We start from the raw sequence: 17,103 nt of genomic DNA, 5'->3' as shown, positions 1-17,103 counted from the left end.
GCCCGCGCAAGATGAGCCACTGACAAGGAGACGGAGCACTGCTCCGGATAGGCTATGGCAAGGCAAGAACAAGCCAACGACGTTTTCGCCCTTACCTCATTCCTCTATGGCGGCAATGCCGACTATATCGAGGAGCTGTACGCCAAATATGAGGACGATCCGAATTCGGTCGATCCGCAGTGGCGCGATTTCTTCGCGAAGCTGGGCGATAATGCCGACGATGTGAAGAAGAACGCTGAAGGCGCGTCCTGGACCAGGAAGAACTGGCCGATTGCAGCCAATGGCGAATTGATTTCTGCGCTCGATGGCAACTGGGCTGAAGTCGAAAAGCATGTCACCGACAAGCTGAAAGGCAAGGCTGCAAAGGGCGAAGCGAAGGGTGCGACCGGCGCAGCCCTTACCAGCGAAGAGATCACGCAGGCTGCACGCGACAGCGTTCGCGCCATCATGATGATCCGCGCCTATCGCATGCGCGGCCATCTGCACGCCAATCTAGATCCGCTGGGTCTCTCCGAAAAGCCGAACGACTATAATGAGCTGGAGCCGGAAAATTACGGTTTCACGCCTGCCGATTACAACCGCAAGATCTTCATCGACAACGTGCTCGGCCTCGAATATGCGACCGTGCCGGAAATGCTCGACATTTTGAAGCGTACCTATTGCGGCACGATCGGCGTCGAATTCATGCATATCTCCGATCCGGCTGAAAAGGCCTGGATTCAGGAACGCATTGAAGGTCCGGACAAAAAAGTTGCTTTCACGCCGGAAGGCAAGAAGGCCATCCTGTCGAAGCTGATCGAAGCGGAAGGCTTCGAGCAGTTCATCGACGTCAAGTACAAGGGCACCAAGCGTTTCGGCCTCGATGGCGGTGAATCGCTGATTCCGGCCCTTGAGCAGATCGTCAAGCGCGGCGGCGCCATGGGCGTCAAGGAAATCATCTTCGGCATGGCCCACCGTGGCCGTCTGAACGTGCTTAGCCAGGTCATGGGCAAGCCGCACCGCGCTATCTTCCACGAGTTCAAGGGCGGCTCCTATGCGCCGGACGACGTGGAGGGCTCGGGCGACGTGAAGTACCATCTGGGCGCTTCGTCGGATCGTGAATTCGACGGCAACAAGGTCCACCTGTCGTTGACCGCCAACCCGTCGCATCTTGAAATCGTCAACCCGGTCGTAATGGGCAAGGCCCGCGCCAAGCAGGATCTGCTGGCCGGTCGCACCCGTGACGACATGGTTCCGCTCGCAACGCGCGCCAAGGTTTTGCCGCTGCTCCTGCATGGCGATGCTGCCTTTGCCGGTCAGGGTGTCGTGGCCGAGTGCCTCGGTCTCTCCGGCCTGAAGGGGCACCGCGTTGCCGGTACGGTTCACTTCATCATCAACAACCAGATCGGTTTCACCACCAATCCGGCCTTCTCACGTTCGTCGCCTTATCCGTCGGATGTGGCGAAGATGATTGAAGCGCCGATCTTCCACGTCAATGGCGACGATCCGGAAGCCGTGGTGTTCGCCGCCAAGGTAGCAACCGAATTCCGCATGACCTTCCACAAGCCGGTGGTCATCGACATGTTCTGCTATCGCCGCTTCGGTCACAATGAAGGCGACGAGCCGTCCTTCACCCAGCCGCTGATGTACAAGGCGATCCGTGCGCACAAGACCACGGTTCAGCTTTACAGCGACAAGCTGATTGCTGAAGGTCTGATGAAGCAGGAAGAAATCGACCAGATGAAAGCGCAGTGGCGCGATAATCTGGAAACCGAATTCGACGCCGGACAGAGCTACAAGCCGAACAAGGCCGACTGGCTGGATGGCGCGTGGGCTGGCTTGCGCACCGCCGACAATGCCGACGAACAGCGTCGCGGCAAGACTGCGGTGCCGATGAAGACGCTCAAGGAAATCGGCAAGAAGCTGGTTGAAGTGCCGAAGGACTTCCAGGTCCATCGCACGATCCAGCGTTTCCTCGACAACCGTGCCAAGATGATCGAAACCGGCGAGGGTATCGACTGGGCGACGGCAGAGGCACTTGCTTTTGGTTCGCTGGTCGCCGAAGGCAACCCGATCCGTTTCTCGGGTCAGGATGTCGAACGCGGTACCTTCTCGCAGCGTCATACGGTTCTCTACGATCAGGAAACCCAGAACCGCTACATCCCGCTCAACAATATCCAGAAGGGCCAGGCGATTTACGAGGTCATCAACTCGATGCTCTCGGAAGAAGCTGTTCTCGGCTACGAGTATGGCTATTCGCTGTCCGACCCGCGCGCTCTGGTTCTGTGGGAAGCCCAGTTCGGCGATTTCGCCAACGGTGCGCAGGTTGTGTTTGACCAGTTCATCTCTTCGGGCGAACGCAAGTGGCTGCGCATGTCCGGTCTCGTCTGCCTTCTGCCGCACGGCTATGAAGGTCAGGGTCCGGAACATTCGTCGGCTCGTCTGGAACGTTATCTCCAGCTTTGCGCCGAAGACAACATGCAGGTGGCAAACGTCACGACGCCGGCTAACTACTTCCATATTCTGCGCCGTCAGATGAAGCGCGACTTCCGCAAGCCGCTCATCATGATGACGCCGAAATCGCTGCTGCGTCACAAGCGAGCCATTTCGACCCTCAACGAAATGTCGGGCGAATCCTCGTTCCACCGTCTGCTGTGGGACGATGCGCAGTACAACAAGGACGAAGGCATCAAGCTCCAGAAAGATGCAAAGATCCGTCGCGTCGTTCTCTGCTCGGGCAAGGTCTATTACGACCTCTACGAAGAGCGTGAAAAGCGGGGTATCGATGACGTCTACCTGCTGCGTGTCGAACAGCTTTACCCGTTCCCGGCCAAGGCACTCATCAATGAGCTGTCACGCTTCCGCCATGCGGAAATGGTCTGGTGTCAGGAAGAGCCGAAGAACATGGGCGCATGGTCGTTCATCGACCCGTATCTGGAATGGGTGCTGGCTCATATCGACGCCAAGCATCAGCGCGTGCGCTATGCGGGCCGTCCGGCCGCAGCATCGCCTGCAACGGGTCTGATGTCGAAGCATCTTGCACAGCTCGCCGCTTTCCTTGAGGATGCGCTCGGTAACTGATCCGGGTTTGAGTTTTGGAGCAGTTTTTCGGAACTGCTCCAACCTGAATTGAACACAGAATCTAAAGTTTGAAGATCAACGGAAGAAGAAACCATGGCCACCGAAATTCGCGTTCCCACGCTTGGGGAGTCCGTTACTGAGGCAACCATCGGAAAATGGTTCAAGAAGGTCGGCGACGCCATCGCTGTCGACGAACCGCTGGTGGAACTGGAAACCGATAAGGTGACAGTGGAAGTTCCGGCTGCTGCTGCTGGCGTTCTGGCTGAAATCACGGCCAAGGAAGGCGACACGGTCGAGGTCAATGCGCTTCTCGGCCAGATTTCCACCGATGGCTCTGCCGTCGCTGCGGCCCCTGCTGCGAAGAAGGAAGAAGCCAAGCCTGCTGCCGCCGCACCTGTCGCCTCGGCTTCGTCGGGCCCGGCTATGCAGCCTGCTCCTGCAGCCTCCAAGCTGCTTTCAGAAAACAACCTTTCCGCCGACCAGGTGGATGGTTCCGGCAAGCGTGGTCAGGTGCTGAAGGGTGACGTGCTCGACGCCATCGCCAAGGGTGTTTCTGGGGGTGTTTCTGCTACTCCGGCTCCTGCCGCACCGGCTGCTGCCCGTCCGGCATCGTCGGCTGACGACGCTTCTCGCGAAGAACGCGTGAAGATGACCCGTCTGCGCCAGACGATTGCCAAGCGTCTGAAGGATGCCCAGAACACCGCCGCCATGCTGACGACCTATAATGAAGTCGACATGTCTGCGGTCATGGAACTGCGCACCAAGTACAAGGACGTCTTCGAAAAGAAGCATGGCGTGAAGCTCGGCTTCATGGGCTTCTTCACCAAGGCCGTGACCCATGCGCTGAAGGAAATCCCGGCTGTTAACGCCGAGATCGACGGCACTGACATCATCTACAAGAACTTTGCCCATGTCGGCATGGCCGTCGGTACGGACAAGGGCCTTGTGGTTCCGGTTATCCGTGATGCCGACCAGCTTTCGATTGCCGGCGTTGAAAAGGAACTGGGACGTCTTGCCAAGGCAGCGCGTGACGGCACGCTTTCGGTTGCCGACATGCAGGGCGGCACGTTCACCATCACCAATGGCGGCGTGTACGGTTCGCTGATGTCCTCGCCAATCCTGAACGCTCCGCAGTCGGGTATCCTCGGCATGCACAAGATCCAGGAACGTCCGGTTGTCGTCGGCGGTCAGATCGTGATCCGCCCGATGATGTATCTTGCCCTCTCCTACGATCACCGCATCGTGGATGGCAAGGAAGCCGTGACCTTCCTCGTGCGCGTCAAGGAAAGCCTGGAAGATCCGGAACGTCTGGTTCTCGATCTCTAAGGACGAACGATGGAGCCGGGCATCTTCTCCGCATCCCCGTTTCTGCCGCTGGTCGGCTTGAGCGTTGTCCTGCTGGTGGTTCATATCCTCCTGCAGGGCTTTGCGGCAACGAAGGAACTCGGCTCTCAATGGAATGCCGGTCCGCGCGACGAGGGTTTGAAACCCTCCGGCAAATTTGCCGGTCGCGCGGAGCGAGCCTCCGCCAATTTCCGCGAGACCTATCCGGCTTTCATCGCTCTGGCGCTGGCGCTCGTGCTGAAAGGCGATCCGTCCGGATGGGGTATTCTCGGGGCGTGGCTCTGGTTTTTCGGCCGCATCGTCTATATCCCGCTTTATCTGGCGGGCATTCCCTATTTCCGTTCCTTCGTCTGGCTCATTAGTCTGGTGGGGCTCGGTATCATGCTTCTGGCTCTGGTTCTGTGATGACAGCCTGCGCGTGAGACACGCGCAATGAAGGAAACGCGATGCATCCCTATCTGTTCGAACTTGCATCCCTGATGGCGATTTTCGTCTTTGCCATCGTTTCCCCTGGCGCCGATCTCGCCATGGTTATCCGGCAGTCGCTGCTGCATGGCCGTCGCGAGGCGATCATCACGAGCTTCGGCATTGGCGCCGCCCTGATGATGCATGTCACCTATACGGTTTTGGGTCTCGGGCTCATCATTTCCAAGTCGATCTACCTGTTCAATATCGTCAAATGGTGCGGTGTGGCCTATCTGGTCTATATCGGCATCAAGGCGTTGCGCGCTGGAACGACAAAAATCGATGTGGAAGCGGCGCCGAAGGAACCGCATAGGCAGCAGAGCTTCGCCAAGGCGTTTGGCCTCGGCTTTGCGGCCAATGCGCTCAATCCGAAAGCAGTGTTCTTCTTTCTGTCGATTTTCTCGACGGTCGTTCATGCCCATACACCGACCGAAGTGAAGCTTGGTTACGGTGTTGTGATGGCAACCGCCTTGATCTCCTGGTTCGTCGGTGTCAGCCTTTTCATGACGACGCCGAAGATGCGTGCGGCCTTCTCGCGCGCCTCGAAATGGATTGATCGGACCAGCGGCGTTGTCTTCATCGCGCTGGGACTTAAACTTGCCACCGAAAAGGCTATGTAAGAAGCAACAGGTTCAGTTTTACTGAACCTCGATTCGCTGCCGGAAACACTCAACCGGAACATTCAGGGAGAACCGACAGATGCACGCTGCAAACAAGCTTTTCAGGACCGCCGCCGTTTCGGTGCTTGCGCTCACCGTGTTCTCGACCGCGGTTCAGGCGGCCTGCACCCAGAACCGGGCGATTTATCGCGATCGCGACGATGCCTATACGCTGACCTTCCGTCCGGAGCAGCCGAACGACCTGAAAATGTCACCGGCACCGACGAATGAATTCACCATCACGGCCAATGACAAGCCCGAGTTCAAGCTGAGCGGCATGGTGATCTGGCCGGAAGAAGGTGTGGCGCGTCCCTATGCGTTGCTGACCTTCAATTGCAAGGGTGACGGTTCCAACCCGGAAGATCTCGATGATTGCAGCATCTGGCAAAGCGTCATCTATTCGCTGAAGGAAGGCGCGGAAGCTGACGTCCTGCCCAAGGCGGACGAGCCTGCAGCGCAGGCGATCCTGCTGCCCGATCTGGTGACGGCGCTCGATGGTTATGATTTTGGAGCGGCAAAACCCGAAAAGCTGCTTCAGTGGGAAGCATTCCGTTTTCAGGGATGCTCACCAGACGAGGAATGATCGGTAGCCCGAAGGCACCGATTGTATGTGAATAATTTCGAATGAAGGAACGGACCCGGATGGACGGGGCGTTCGAAAAAGGTTCAGGACAGACTGAAGAAGGATAGTTCAATGTCATACGATGTGGTTGTCATCGGTACAGGCCCCGGCGGTTATGTCGCCGCGATCAAGGCTGCACAGCTTGGTCTTTCCGTTGCTGTTGTGGAGAAGCGCAAGACCTTCGGTGGCACCTGCCTGAATATCGGCTGCATTCCTTCCAAGGCGCTTCTGCATGCGTCGGAAGTTTTCGCCGAAGCCGGTCATTCCTTCGACACGCTCGGCGTGGAAGTGACGCCGAAGCTCAATCTGGGAAAGATGCTGGCGCACAAGGACACGACCGTTAAGGCCAATGTCACGGGCGTTGAATTCCTGTTCAAGAAGAACAAGATCACGGCTTTCATCGGCACTGGCAAGATCGTCGGCAAGGGCAAGGTTTCCGTGACTGCCGAAGACGGCAAGGTCGAGGAAATCGAAGCAAAGAACATCATCATTGCTACCGGTTCCGACGTCGCGGGCATTCCGGGCGTCAAGGTCGATATTGACGAAAAGGTCATCGTTTCCTCGACCGGCGCGCTTTCCTTCGACAAGGTTCCGGGCAGCCTGATCGTAGTTGGCGGCGGCGTGATCGGTCTGGAACTTGGTTCCGTCTGGGCGCGTCTTGGTGCGAAGGTCACGGTCGTCGAATATCTCGACAAGGTGCTCGGGCCCATGGATGGCGAAGTGTCGAAGCAGTTCCAGCGCCTGCTCGAAAAGCAGGGCATTGCCTTCAAGCTCGGCGCCAAGGTTACAGGCGTCGAGAAAGTCGGCAAGGCCAATTCCGGGGGCGCAAAGGTGACTTTCGAACCGGTGAAGGGCGGCGCGGCTGAAACGCTTGAAGCCGATGCAGTTCTGATCGCAACCGGTCGTCGTCCTTATACGGACGGTCTTGGCCTTCAGGAAGCTGGCGTGAATGTCGATGATCGCGGCCGTGTTGCGATTGACGGCCATTGGCGCACCAATGTCGAAGGCATCTATGCCATCGGCGATGTGGTGCAGGGTCCGATGCTGGCGCACAAGGCCGAAGACGAAGGTATTGCCGTTGCCGAAATCATCGCCGGTCAGGCCGGTCACGTGAATTTCGATGTCATTCCGAGCGTCGTCTACACGCAGCCGGAAGTCGCTTCGGTCGGCAAGACCGAAGAAGAACTGAAGGCTGCCGGTATCGAATACAAGGTCGGCAAGTTCCCGTTCACGGCCAATGGTCGTGCACGTGCCATGCTCCACACCGACGGTTTCGTGAAGATCCTCGCCGATAAGGCGACGGACCGCGTTCTGGGCGCTCATATCCTCGGCTATAATGCCGGTGAAATGATCCACGAACTGGCGGTTCTGATGGAGTTCGGCGGCTCGTCGGAAGATCTGGCCCGCACCTGCCACGCCCACCCGACCATGTCGGAAGCCGTGCGCGAATCCGCTCTGGCGACCTTCGCCAAGCCGATCCATATGTAATCGGCCGCAATCATATGATTGTAAAAGGCCCGCATTTGCGGGCCTTTTATATGCTTAATTCTGCGCTGGCGGGTTAGCCGGAGCTGGAGCCGGTGTTGCAGGCTCGCTTTGCGTCGCGGGCGGCGGGGGAGCCGGAGCCGCAGTATCCGTTCCATTGCCATTCCGATAGAAGAAGTAAGCGAGGATAATGATCGCTGCCAGAAGCACCGCGCCGAGCAGATAGCCGCTTCCGCCGCGTGCGGGCGGAGGTGGCGGCATTCCGGGTTGGCCAGACGGGTCCGAGAGGCGTGGATCAGTCGTCGTGCGGGGATCACTGTTTCGCGGATCAAGGGGATCAACCATAACGGGTTCCTCCAGTGGTCCCTTCCATCATCAAGGTGACAGTTGGGAAGCAATAGTTGCCGGGTATCAGCGGTCATTCATGAGCCAATATGCGCTCCGACCACTCCTCTGGGTGTTGCCCTGCATTGCGATAACAAACCCGGTGTATATCAATGCAAAAAAGAGCGAATAGTTCCGAGGCGGCTAATATAAGAAGGAATATGGGTTAATCGCTGTGTCAGGGCGACAGGCGAGGGTGCTGTTAACCCGAGCGAAACTGCGCATCGTTATGTATATTCAATCATTGAAGCGGTCTGGTGATTGGAATTATGTTCGATCAACTGGCTATTCGGGCTTTATCACTGTAAAGCACTGATAAAGCGGATCGTTGCAAGCGATCAGAAACGACGCCGAAATTTGAGGAACGACTTAATGCCGTCGAAAGAAAACCTGAAAACCATCGAGCGCTTCGAAAAGCTCTCATCGCTTTTGCGCGATGAACAGTTCAAGCTTCTGGATGAAGCGGCCGGGGAAGAAGCGCTGCCGGGAAAATCCATACTGAGACAGATTGCCGAACTCGAACTCAATATTACCGCTATTGAAAACAGTATCACCGATCTGAAAGCCGGTTAGAAATATTCAGGCATATACTTTTATAGCGGGGTCACCCGATAGCCTTTTGCACGTAGCAATTCGATTATACCGTCCTTGCCCGGCAGATGCAGTGCACCAACAGCAATAAAGGTATTTCCCTTGTCGATGATTGGAACGGCACGATCCGCCATGACCTGATTGCGGTCGGAAATGAGATATTTCAGAAATAGCTCGTAGTCCTCTTCGGAAAGGCTGTCTGGAACGATTTTCCGGAGCGACGGCATGATTAGGCCAATCTCGCCCTTGAGGTAGAGCGCAGTCGTGGTCTCCATGGCATCCTCGACCTTGTCGCCATAGTCGACGGTAGCCACGAGATTGCGGAGATGAAAGTCAAGTGGCATCCGGTTCATCGCCACCAGTTGCTCTGTAGCGCTTTCCAGCCCCAGGACATTGCGGCCCTCGGCCTGCGCATCGAGAGCCAGTCGTTCATCAAGCGATTTCTCGCCTTCGCTTTTGCGCTCCCTCTCGCATTTTGGAAGTGCGAGCAGGCTGGTCAGCACCCATGGCTTCATTTTCGCAACTGCGTCGAGAACGATACCGCGTTCCGCAAGCTTCTGTTCGATCTCCGCGCGTCGCTCGGGTGGAATATGCGATTTCAGGGTGCTGCCGTCAGTGAAGAGCAGCAGGTCGGGCTGTTCAAGCTTGAGACGCAGGAAAGCCTTCGGGTCCAGAATATCCGTTGTTTCGATGACGACGGTGCTTGCCGACCGATAGGCCTCGTCGGCAGCTTTCGGCAATGTCAGGACGCGCGGATCGGAAAGATGGATCGTGCCGAAGAGATAAGAGGGGGCGACGCCGTCTTTGTCGATCTTCCAGAGAAGCCCCCTGCGATTGGGCACAGCGTCAGCTTCGCGCTGCAATTCCTTCCAGCTTGCCGGGTCTCGGGTTTCCAGCCCGTCAATGAGATTGACGCCGTGCACGGCGCAAACAGCAGGCGCATCGTCGGCGCGGACGGAGGCGGTGCCTGCCAGACAGGCATAGAGAAGAACGAGAAGCAGCTTTTTCATGAGGGTAATATAGGGGCGGTTTTTGCCGATGCCAGCGACTTTTCAAGCCGGTTAAGCCCGGGGATGTGCCTTGTCATAGACTTCCAGCAACCGCTCGGTATCCACGCCGGTATAGACCTGTGTGGTCGAGAGGCTTGCATGGCCAAGCAGTTCCTGGATCGTCCTGAGATCACCGCCTCGTCCCAGAAGGTGGGTAGCGAAGGAATGACGCAGCGCATGCGGCGTCGCGCTGTCGGGCAGGCCGAGACCAGCACGCAGTTTCTGCATTTCGCGCTGGATGATCGCAGCATGCAGCACACCGCCCTTGGCACCACGAAAAAGCGGCTTGTCGGCGGAAAGATCGAACGGACAAAGTGCCCGATATTGCGCAACGACGCTATGCACGATGGGTAGCAACGGCACAAGGCGCGCTTTGTTGCCCTTGCCCGTGATGGTGATGGAAAGGGCCGTGCCGTCGGATAGTGCATTGCCCATCAGGTCGAGCGCTTCCGATATGCGCAGGCCGCAACCATAGAGCAAGGTCAGGACCGCGGCATTGCGTGCCGCGATCCATGGTTCCTCTGCCATTTGACCATCGGCAGCAACCACGCGCCGGGCATCTTCGGCGGTTAGCGGTTTGGGCAATGATTTCGGCTGGCGCGGCGCGCGCATGGCGCTTGCGCCTGCCGCATTGGCAAGACCGCGTTTTTCCAGATGGCGCAGAAGCGAGCGCACACCGGCAAGTCCGCGCCCCAGTGTGCGTGCTCCGACACCTTCATTGCGGCGGCTGGCCAGAAAGGAGCGCAGATCGGCAATCCGCAGATTGCCGACATCTTTCAATGATGGCGGCTCTCCCAGATGCCCGGTCAGAAAATTGAGAAACTGGCGCGTGTCGCGCTCATAGGCTTCAAGCGTATTTTCCGACAGGCGGCGCGCATCTCTCAGCGTCTTCAGCCATTCTTCACGTGCCGCTGCAAGGTCGGCGCGGGCAGGGATCAGAAATTCGCTGTTCGTCGTCATAATCAAGCCGATTGTTCACTCTGGATGGAAGGGCAGTCTGCCAGCGATAGGTTACCGGCTGGTTGTCCGCGAGGCGAAAAGCACTATTCTTACGAATTGAGGTGAATTGAGCTGACGAAAGGGCTATGGAACGAAAAATAGTCCTATCCAAGCAGCAGAAACAAGGTTGGCAATGCCGCGTCCAGAAAACCCGATCCAGCTCGCCGTCATCGGTGCCGCCCATGGCACGCGCGGCGAAGTGCGCGTGAAGACTTTTACCGGAGATCCGCTGGCGATCACAGAATATGGCCTGCTCTATGACGAACAGGGCAAGAGCTACGAGGTTCTGGAAGTCCGCCCTGCGAAGACTGTTGTGGTCGTGCGTTTCAAGGGCATTAATGACCGCAATGCCGCCGAGGCGCTGAACGGTGTCGAACTTTTCATTGATCGTTCGCAATTGCCAGACGATGAACTGGATGAAGACGAGTTCTTTCAGACCGATCTGATCGGCTTGCTGGCGGTGGATGCCGAAGGCAAGACCTATGGCGTGGTGAGCGCCCTGTTCGATTTCGGCGGCGGTGACCTCATCGAGCTCAGCGAAAAGGGCAAGCGTCCGATGCTTATTCCGTTTACGGAAGCAGCCGTACCGGAAATCGATCTGGACAAGGGCACTTTGTTGGTCGAGCCCTATGCCGCCGGATTGATCGCCGACGATGAGGATCAACGTTCGCAGAACGAAAAGAAAAAGCCGAAGAAGTCATGACCGAAGTTTCGAAGCCCGATGATGAGGCCAACTTCTTTCATGCATCGGTGCTGACGCTTTATCCTGAAATGTTTCCCGGCCCTCTTGGCACTTCGCTTGCAGGCAAGGCGCTTGGTGAAGCCAAATGGCAGCTCGATGCGGTGCAGATTCGCGACTTTGCGGAAGGCCGGCACCGTATGGTGGACGATACGCCTTCTGGCGGCGGCGCTGGCATGGTGATGAAGCCGGACGTTATCGCCCGCGCACTGGATTCGGTTGCCGACGGCCATCGCCCGATGCTGCTGATGAGCCCGCGCGGAAAGCCGCTGACGCAGAAGCGCGTGCGCGAACTGGCCGACGGACCGGGCGCGATCATTCTCTGCGGTCGTTTCGAAGGCGTGGACGAACGTGTCATCGAGGCGCGCAATCTCGAAGAAGTATCGATCGGCGATTACATCCTGTCAGGCGGTGAAACGGCTGCAATCGTACTGCTCGATGCAATCGTGCGGCTTTTGCCAGGCGTAATGGGGAATCGCGAATCCGGCGAGACGGAAAGTTTTGAGACTGGGCTGCTCGAACATCCGCATTATACCCGTCCGCAGGTTTGGGAAGATCGGCCTATTCCCGAAATCCTGACCTCCGGTAATCATGGTGCCATCGATAAGTGGCGGCATGAGCAGGCCGAGCGTATCACGAGGGAAAGGCGTTCCGATCTTTGGGAAGCCTATTGCGAGGGTAAACGCAAATGAATCTGATCCAGCGGCTCGAAAGTCTGTCTCTTGCCCTGCTGGCATTGGGTGCCTATTGGGTCAGCGGTGCCAGCTGGTGGCTTTTCGCAATACTCATTCTGGCGCCTGATCTTTCGTTCTTCGGTTATATGAAGGGGCCGCGCACCGGTGCGGTCGTCTATAATATTGCCCATAGCTGGATCGGCGTTGTGCTTCTCGCAGTGCTGGGCTGGGCGATGAACTGGCAGGTCGGTATTGCAATGGCACTGATCTGGGCGGTGCACATTGGTGTGGACCGCGCTTTGGGTTTCGGTCTCAAATATGGATCAGGTTTTCAGGATACGCATCTTGGCCGGATTGGCCGGTAATACCAAAGTCCATCGAGTAAAACTCGTTGGACTTTGGCTAAGCCCGAGTGGCGATCGAACTTTTTTCAAGGCGTGATGCGTTAGAGCTTTTGCTGTTTTGATTGAATCATTGCAAATGCTCTATCTGTTTGTTTTTACGCATGTCTCCCGAAACGGGTTCCCCCTTTCGGGAGGCATGCTCTAGTTTCTCAACGCCTTGGTATAAATGAAAAATGCCCGGCTTATGCCGGGCATTTTCGTTTCGTATAATCAGGCAGAATGCTGATGTGCGGGCTTGCGAAGTTCTGTCTGCGATCTGCGCAGTACAAAATAGACGCCGCCGCCGATACCTACGCCGAAGAACCAGCCATAGGTTGCCCACCATGCCGGCAGGATATTGGTGGCCATCGGCAGGACGGATGAGAACAGGGCACCGATAGCAAAAGCGATGAAAGCCTTGACGTGCCAACCGTTCTGGAACCGGAATTCACCGTTCTCCTGATAAAGATCAGCCACGTTCAACTGTCCGCGACGCAGCAGATAATAATCGACCATCATGATTCCAAAGATCGGGCCCATGGTGGAGCCGAGGAAGTTGACGAAATGGGCTGCACCGGTTTCCCACGGCGCGAACGGATAGAGGACCAATGCGATCAGCGCTGCAATAACGCCGCCCCGCTTGAACGAAACTTTCTGCGGGAATGTGTTGGAGAAGTCGAAGGCCGCAGAAACGAAGTTTGCAACCACGTTGATGCCGAGCGTTGCGACGGTGAAAGTCAGTGCGGCAAGGAGTGCAAGGAACCAACTATCGAACTTTGCCGAAATCTGGTCCGGATGAAGCAGAACTTCGCCATAGACGGTGAAGGCCGCAGTGGTTGTGACGCCGGCGACAAGGCAGAAGGCCAGAAGATTGACGGGCAGGCCCCACAGATTGCCGCGCCGCAGGGCAGCTTCATCCTTGGCATAGCGCGAGAAGTCGCAGAAGTTCAGGTAGAGCGCTGCAAAATAGGTAATCCAGGTGGCTGCAACCGCAGCAAGGGCCGCAAAAGAGCCAGGCTCTCCCATAACGCCTGCATCACGCGTTTTCTCAAGGAGAACATCGCGCGGGATTTCGCTGCCGAAGGAGAATGTACCGGCCTTGATGACCAGATAAACCGCCAGGAAAAGCATCATGATCCAGACTGCCGGACCGGCCCAGTCCTGAAACCGGCGGACGGTTTCCATGCCACGCTGGATGATGAGGAGCTGCGCTGCCCAAACCAGAACATAGCAGATGACTTCGAGGGTGGAGTGGCCGAGAAGATGGCTGTTCTGGTGAAACGACAACATGCTCTCGTTGCGGATAAGCAGCGCGACGAGTGCGCCGGAGGCGGCAGCTGTCTGTGCGCCATACCAGAAACAGGCGACCACACCACGGACAAGTGCTGGAAAATTGGCTCCGAACGTCCCGAACGATGCCCGCGCCAGCACCGGGAAAGGCACGCCTGTTCGTACGCCGGCATTGCCCACCAGACTCATCAGGAAGAAGATGACCAGTGATCCTGCGCCGATCGCTATAATAAAGTTCAGGAAGCTGCCGCACAGAAGAAACAGGCTTGCGGCAAGATAATAGCCCCAGAGGCTGTGAACATCCGACGTCCAGACATTGAAAATGCTGAAGGCGCCCCATTTGCGTTCTTCGGCTGGTGCCAGATCCTCATTATATAAAGAGGGTGATGGATTTTTGATTGTCATGCTGTCCCCATTTTAGTAACAACTTTCAAAGTTGTTTACGATTTAAGATTTTATTGTTGACGATAACTCTGGCACAGTCCTGTGCCGCTGGCTACGAAAATTTCTGACAGGGCGTGACAAATCCTCCTTGATGCTGTATGTGCCTGCCAGTTCGGGGAAACTCGACATGTAATATCTCGTTCGGGCAAAGCCCGAGACGTCCGTAAACCAATAAATGGTGTACCGCTCCTGCCTGAAATTAAAGGCATAGCCGCAGGGCCAAGGATTGCTTGGCGGCAAGTGCAGAGCGCTCTGACTGTTTGAGAAGAATTCAGAAGGAGTCAGACGATGACCGATATCATTCGTCAGCTTGAAGCCGAACAGGCAGCAAAGATCGAAGAAAAGCGCAAGCTTCCAGATTTCCAGCCGGGCGACACGGTTCGCGTTCAGGTTCGCGTTACGGAAGGTACGCGTACCCGCGTGCAGGCCTATGAAGGCGTCTGCATTGCCCGTTCCGGCGCTGGCCTCAACGAAAACTTCACCGTTCGCAAGATTTCGTACGGCGAAGGCGTAGAGCGCGTATTCCCGGTTTATTCGCCGATCGTTGAAGGCGTTGAACTCGTTCGCCGCGGCAAGGTTCGTCGCGCGAAGCTTTACTACCTGCGTGGCCTTACCGGTAAGGCTGCCCGTATTGCTGAAAAGAAAGACAACCGTACCAAGGCCGAGCGCGAAGCCGACAAGGCTGCCGCTGCCAAGGCCGAAGCCGCCAAGGCTGCTGCTGAATAAGCTTCACAGCAATCTGTTTGAAAAAGGCGGCCTTCGGTCGCCTTTTTTATTTGTCAAATGCGACGGGCTGCGTAACATATTGCATAATTCTGCCTATATCTCGCAAGATTGTTACTGCGACACCCTGTTGCGGTTTCAGTTTCTTGACGAAACGCGACGGCAGGTGCATATGACAGGCCAAATTAAGAACCGTTCAAAGGAACTCTCGCAATGAGCGCGCCGCGTACACTTTATGACAAGATCTGGGACGACCATGTAGTGGATCAGCAGGAAGATGGTACCTGCCTCCTTTATATTGATCGCCATCTTGTGCACGAAGTGACGAGCCCGCAGGCTTTCGAAGGCCTGCGCATGGCTGGCCGCAAGGTGCGTCATCCTGAAAAGACGCTGGCCGTCGTCGACCATAACGTGCCGACCTCGCCAGACCGCATCAACGGCATCAAGAACGAGGAAAGCCGCATTCAGGTCGAGGCTCTCGCCAAGAATGCTGCCGATTTCAACGTCGAATATTATTCCGAGCGTGATCGCCGTCAGGGCGTCGTGCACATCGTTGGACCGGAACAGGGCTTCACCCTGCCGGGCATGACGATTGTTTGCGGCGACAGCCACACCTCGACCCATGGCGCATTCGGTTCGCTGGCGCATGGTATCGGTACGTCGGAAGTCGAGCATGTGCTCGCGACCCAGACGCTGATCCAGAAGAAAGCCAAGAACATGCTGGTGCGTGTCGATGGTGAACTGGCTCCCGGCGTCACCGCCAAGGACATAACACTCGCCATCATCGGTGAAATCGGTACCGCAGGCGGCACCGGCTACGTGATCGAATATGCAGGCAGCGCCATTCGCTCGCTGTCGATGGAAGGTCGCATGACCGTCTGCAATATGTCGATTGAAGGCGGCGCACGCGCTGGCCTGATCGCACCGGACGAAACGACCTTTGCCTATGTGCAGGACAAGCCGCGCGCGCCGAAGGGTGAAGCGCTGGAACAGGCTATCGGCTACTGGAAGACGCTGCATTCGGATGAAGGTGCGCATTTCGACAAGATCGTCGAGCTCGACGCTGCCAAGATTTCGCCGGTCGTCTCCTGGGGTTCTTCGCCGGAAGACGTTGTTTTCGTCACCGACATCGTTCCGAATCCGGACGAAATCAAGGACGATACCAAGCGTGCATCCAAGTGGCGTGCACTGGACTATATGGGTCTGAAGCCGGGCACCAAGATGACCGATATCAAGATCGACCGCGTCTTCATCGGTTCCTGCACCAATGGCCGCATCGAAGATCTGCGCGACGCAGCGCGTATGGCCGCTGGCAAGAAGGTTGCCGATGGCGTCAACGCGATGATCGTGCCGGGCTCGGGTCTCGTGAAGGAACAGGCGGAAGCCGAAGGCCTCGACAAGATCTTCATCGAAGCCGGTTTCGACTGGCGCGAGCCGGGCTGCTCCATGTGCCTTGCCATGAACGACGACCGCCTGAAGCCGGGCGAACGTTGCGCTTCGACCTCGAACCGTAACTTTGAAGGCCGTCAGGGCTTCAAGGGCCGCACGCATCTCGTATCGCCAGCCATGGCTGCCGCTGCTGCCATTGCCGGACATTTCGTCGACATTCGCGAGTGGAACTGACGTTTCCCACCAGATGGGGTGTTTTTAAAGCGCTTCTGGAAAGATCAAACCGCCGGCTCATCCCGGCGGTTTTTCTTTGGCTGTATATTAGCAGCTTTTTCACGCTTTGATTGTAAGGAGGAAAGGGGTGGCTACAGCATCGGCCTGAAAATCGGAATCGATTTTCAGAAAGCACGATGCGTAGGTTCAATGGTTTAGAGCGCCCCATTGTGCGTCCGTAAGGACGCACGGCGCTCTAGCGTCTGGGAGCCTTTGACAGCCAGCACGGGGAAGAGCATCGATGAATGGAGCCGACTTTATCCTCCTGATCAACATGACCGTTTCCGGTCTGTTTGCTTTCGCATTTCTCGGCATTGCCGTCTATGCGCGGGATAATGCGGCCGCGCCTGTCTTCGCCTTCGGTTTTATTTTCGCAATGCTCTATTTCCTGACAGAGCTTGCCATGGTGCAGTAACCTTAACCAACTGCGAGACATGATTGGATATTCAAGGCAGGTATTAAGCGGCTTTTAGGTAAGCGATTTCGCGCCACATGGATGTTGCGGCCTGTCGTAATTCACGGTGGTCTGC

At 56.8% G+C, this 17,103-nt stretch carries 17 protein-coding genes; 13 read left to right on the top strand and 4 right to left on the bottom strand.

Features of this window, described 5'->3' with window-relative positions:
* The first annotated feature begins 54 nt into the window (after positions 1-54).
* The 6 genes from F9K91_RS12285 (at position 55) to lpdA (ending at position 7,638) form a co-directional block, all read left to right on the top strand.
* The gene (locus F9K91_RS12285; RefSeq protein ID WP_151645507.1) at positions 55-3,060 is read left to right on the top strand and encodes a 2-oxoglutarate dehydrogenase E1 component; all 3,006 of its coding nucleotides are present in this window, start codon (positions 55-57) and stop codon (positions 3,058-3,060) included.
* A 93-nt stretch (positions 3,061-3,153) separates the two neighbouring features.
* Positions 3,154-4,386 (top strand): 2-oxoglutarate dehydrogenase complex dihydrolipoyllysine-residue succinyltransferase, encoded by a 1,233-nt coding sequence (gene odhB / locus F9K91_RS12280; RefSeq protein ID WP_151650845.1) that lies wholly within the window; start codon positions 3,154-3,156, stop codon positions 4,384-4,386.
* 9 nt (positions 4,387-4,395) lie between these two features.
* The gene (locus tag F9K91_RS12275; RefSeq protein ID WP_151555399.1) at positions 4,396-4,809 is read left to right on the top strand and encodes an MAPEG family protein; all 414 of its coding nucleotides are present in this window, start codon (positions 4,396-4,398) and stop codon (positions 4,807-4,809) included.
* A 41-nt stretch (positions 4,810-4,850) separates the two neighbouring features.
* Positions 4,851-5,489, top strand: a complete 639-nt coding sequence (locus F9K91_RS12270; RefSeq protein ID WP_151555398.1) for a LysE family translocator — start codon at positions 4,851-4,853, stop codon at positions 5,487-5,489.
* Between the two features lie 79 nt (positions 5,490-5,568).
* Positions 5,569-6,111: a hypothetical protein gene (locus F9K91_RS12265; protein WP_151555397.1), complete on the top strand. Its 543-nt coding sequence runs from the start codon at positions 5,569-5,571 to the stop codon at positions 6,109-6,111.
* A gap of 111 nt (positions 6,112-6,222) precedes the next feature.
* Positions 6,223-7,638 (top strand): dihydrolipoyl dehydrogenase, encoded by a 1,416-nt coding sequence (gene lpdA, locus F9K91_RS12260; RefSeq protein WP_151555396.1) that lies wholly within the window; start codon positions 6,223-6,225, stop codon positions 7,636-7,638.
* 54 nt (positions 7,639-7,692) lie between these two features.
* Here lpdA and F9K91_RS12255 read toward each other — a convergent pair whose 3' ends face one another.
* Positions 7,693-7,980 carry a hypothetical protein gene (locus tag F9K91_RS12255; RefSeq protein WP_151555395.1) on the bottom strand — a complete coding sequence of 96 codons (288 nt, stop codon included), beginning with the start codon at positions 7,978-7,980 and terminating at the stop codon, positions 7,693-7,695.
* Between the two features lie 411 nt (positions 7,981-8,391).
* On the opposite strand from F9K91_RS12255, the gene F9K91_RS12250 reads away from it, so the two are divergent.
* Entirely contained in the window at positions 8,392-8,592 is a 201-nt protein-coding gene (locus F9K91_RS12250) for a hypothetical protein (protein ID WP_151555394.1), read from the top strand.
* 20 nt (positions 8,593-8,612) lie between these two features.
* Here F9K91_RS12250 and F9K91_RS12245 read toward each other — a convergent pair whose 3' ends face one another.
* Both F9K91_RS12245 and F9K91_RS12240 read right to left on the bottom strand, forming a co-directional pair.
* Positions 8,613-9,620 (bottom strand): TraB/GumN family protein, encoded by a 1,008-nt coding sequence (locus F9K91_RS12245; protein WP_151677889.1) that lies wholly within the window; start codon positions 9,618-9,620, stop codon positions 8,613-8,615.
* Positions 9,621-9,671: 51 nt separating this feature from the next.
* Positions 9,672-10,619: a tyrosine recombinase XerC gene (locus tag F9K91_RS12240; protein WP_151677888.1), complete on the bottom strand. Its 948-nt coding sequence runs from the start codon at positions 10,617-10,619 to the stop codon at positions 9,672-9,674.
* A 172-nt stretch (positions 10,620-10,791) separates the two neighbouring features.
* Here F9K91_RS12240 and rimM point away from each other — a divergent pair, with 172 nt between their 5' ends.
* From rimM to F9K91_RS12225, 3 genes are read left to right on the top strand one after another with little or no spacing between them, the layout of a single operon-like run.
* Positions 10,792-11,361 carry a ribosome maturation factor RimM gene (gene rimM / locus F9K91_RS12235; RefSeq protein ID WP_151555391.1) on the top strand — a complete coding sequence of 190 codons (570 nt, stop codon included), beginning with the start codon at positions 10,792-10,794 and terminating at the stop codon, positions 11,359-11,361.
* Entirely contained in the window at positions 11,358-12,089 is a 732-nt protein-coding gene (trmD, locus tag F9K91_RS12230; protein WP_151555390.1) for a tRNA (guanosine(37)-N1)-methyltransferase TrmD, read from the top strand. Before rimM ends, trmD begins: the two co-directional genes overlap by 4 nt.
* The gene (locus F9K91_RS12225; RefSeq protein ID WP_151555389.1) at positions 12,086-12,436 is read left to right on the top strand and encodes a DUF4260 domain-containing protein; all 351 of its coding nucleotides are present in this window, start codon (positions 12,086-12,088) and stop codon (positions 12,434-12,436) included. The genes trmD and F9K91_RS12225 overlap by 4 nt, the downstream gene beginning before the upstream one ends.
* A gap of 249 nt (positions 12,437-12,685) precedes the next feature.
* On the opposite strand, the gene F9K91_RS12220 is transcribed toward F9K91_RS12225, so the two are convergent.
* Complete coding sequence (locus F9K91_RS12220; protein ID WP_061344528.1) at positions 12,686-14,149, bottom strand: NCS1 family nucleobase:cation symporter-1; 1,464 nt, start codon at positions 14,147-14,149, stop codon at positions 12,686-12,688.
* A gap of 327 nt (positions 14,150-14,476) precedes the next feature.
* On the opposite strand from F9K91_RS12220, the gene rplS reads away from it, so the two are divergent.
* The 3 genes from rplS (at position 14,477) to F9K91_RS12205 (ending at position 16,988) form a co-directional block, all read left to right on the top strand.
* Positions 14,477-14,914 (top strand): 50S ribosomal protein L19, encoded by a 438-nt coding sequence (rplS, locus tag F9K91_RS12215; protein WP_006467977.1) that lies wholly within the window; start codon positions 14,477-14,479, stop codon positions 14,912-14,914.
* A gap of 210 nt (positions 14,915-15,124) precedes the next feature.
* Complete coding sequence (gene leuC, locus F9K91_RS12210; RefSeq protein WP_151677887.1) at positions 15,125-16,534, top strand: 3-isopropylmalate dehydratase large subunit; 1,410 nt, start codon at positions 15,125-15,127, stop codon at positions 16,532-16,534.
* Positions 16,535-16,814: 280 nt separating this feature from the next.
* Positions 16,815-16,988, top strand: a complete 174-nt coding sequence (locus F9K91_RS12205; protein ID WP_235912931.1) for a hypothetical protein — start codon at positions 16,815-16,817, stop codon at positions 16,986-16,988.
* Positions 16,989-17,103: the final 115 nt, after the last annotated feature.

Source organism: Brucella tritici (assembly GCF_008932295.1).
GTDB lineage: Bacteria > Pseudomonadota > Alphaproteobacteria > Rhizobiales > Rhizobiaceae > Brucella > Brucella tritici.
The sequence above is the reverse complement of the archived record's forward strand: the minus strand, read 5'-3'. Positions and strand labels throughout refer to the sequence as shown.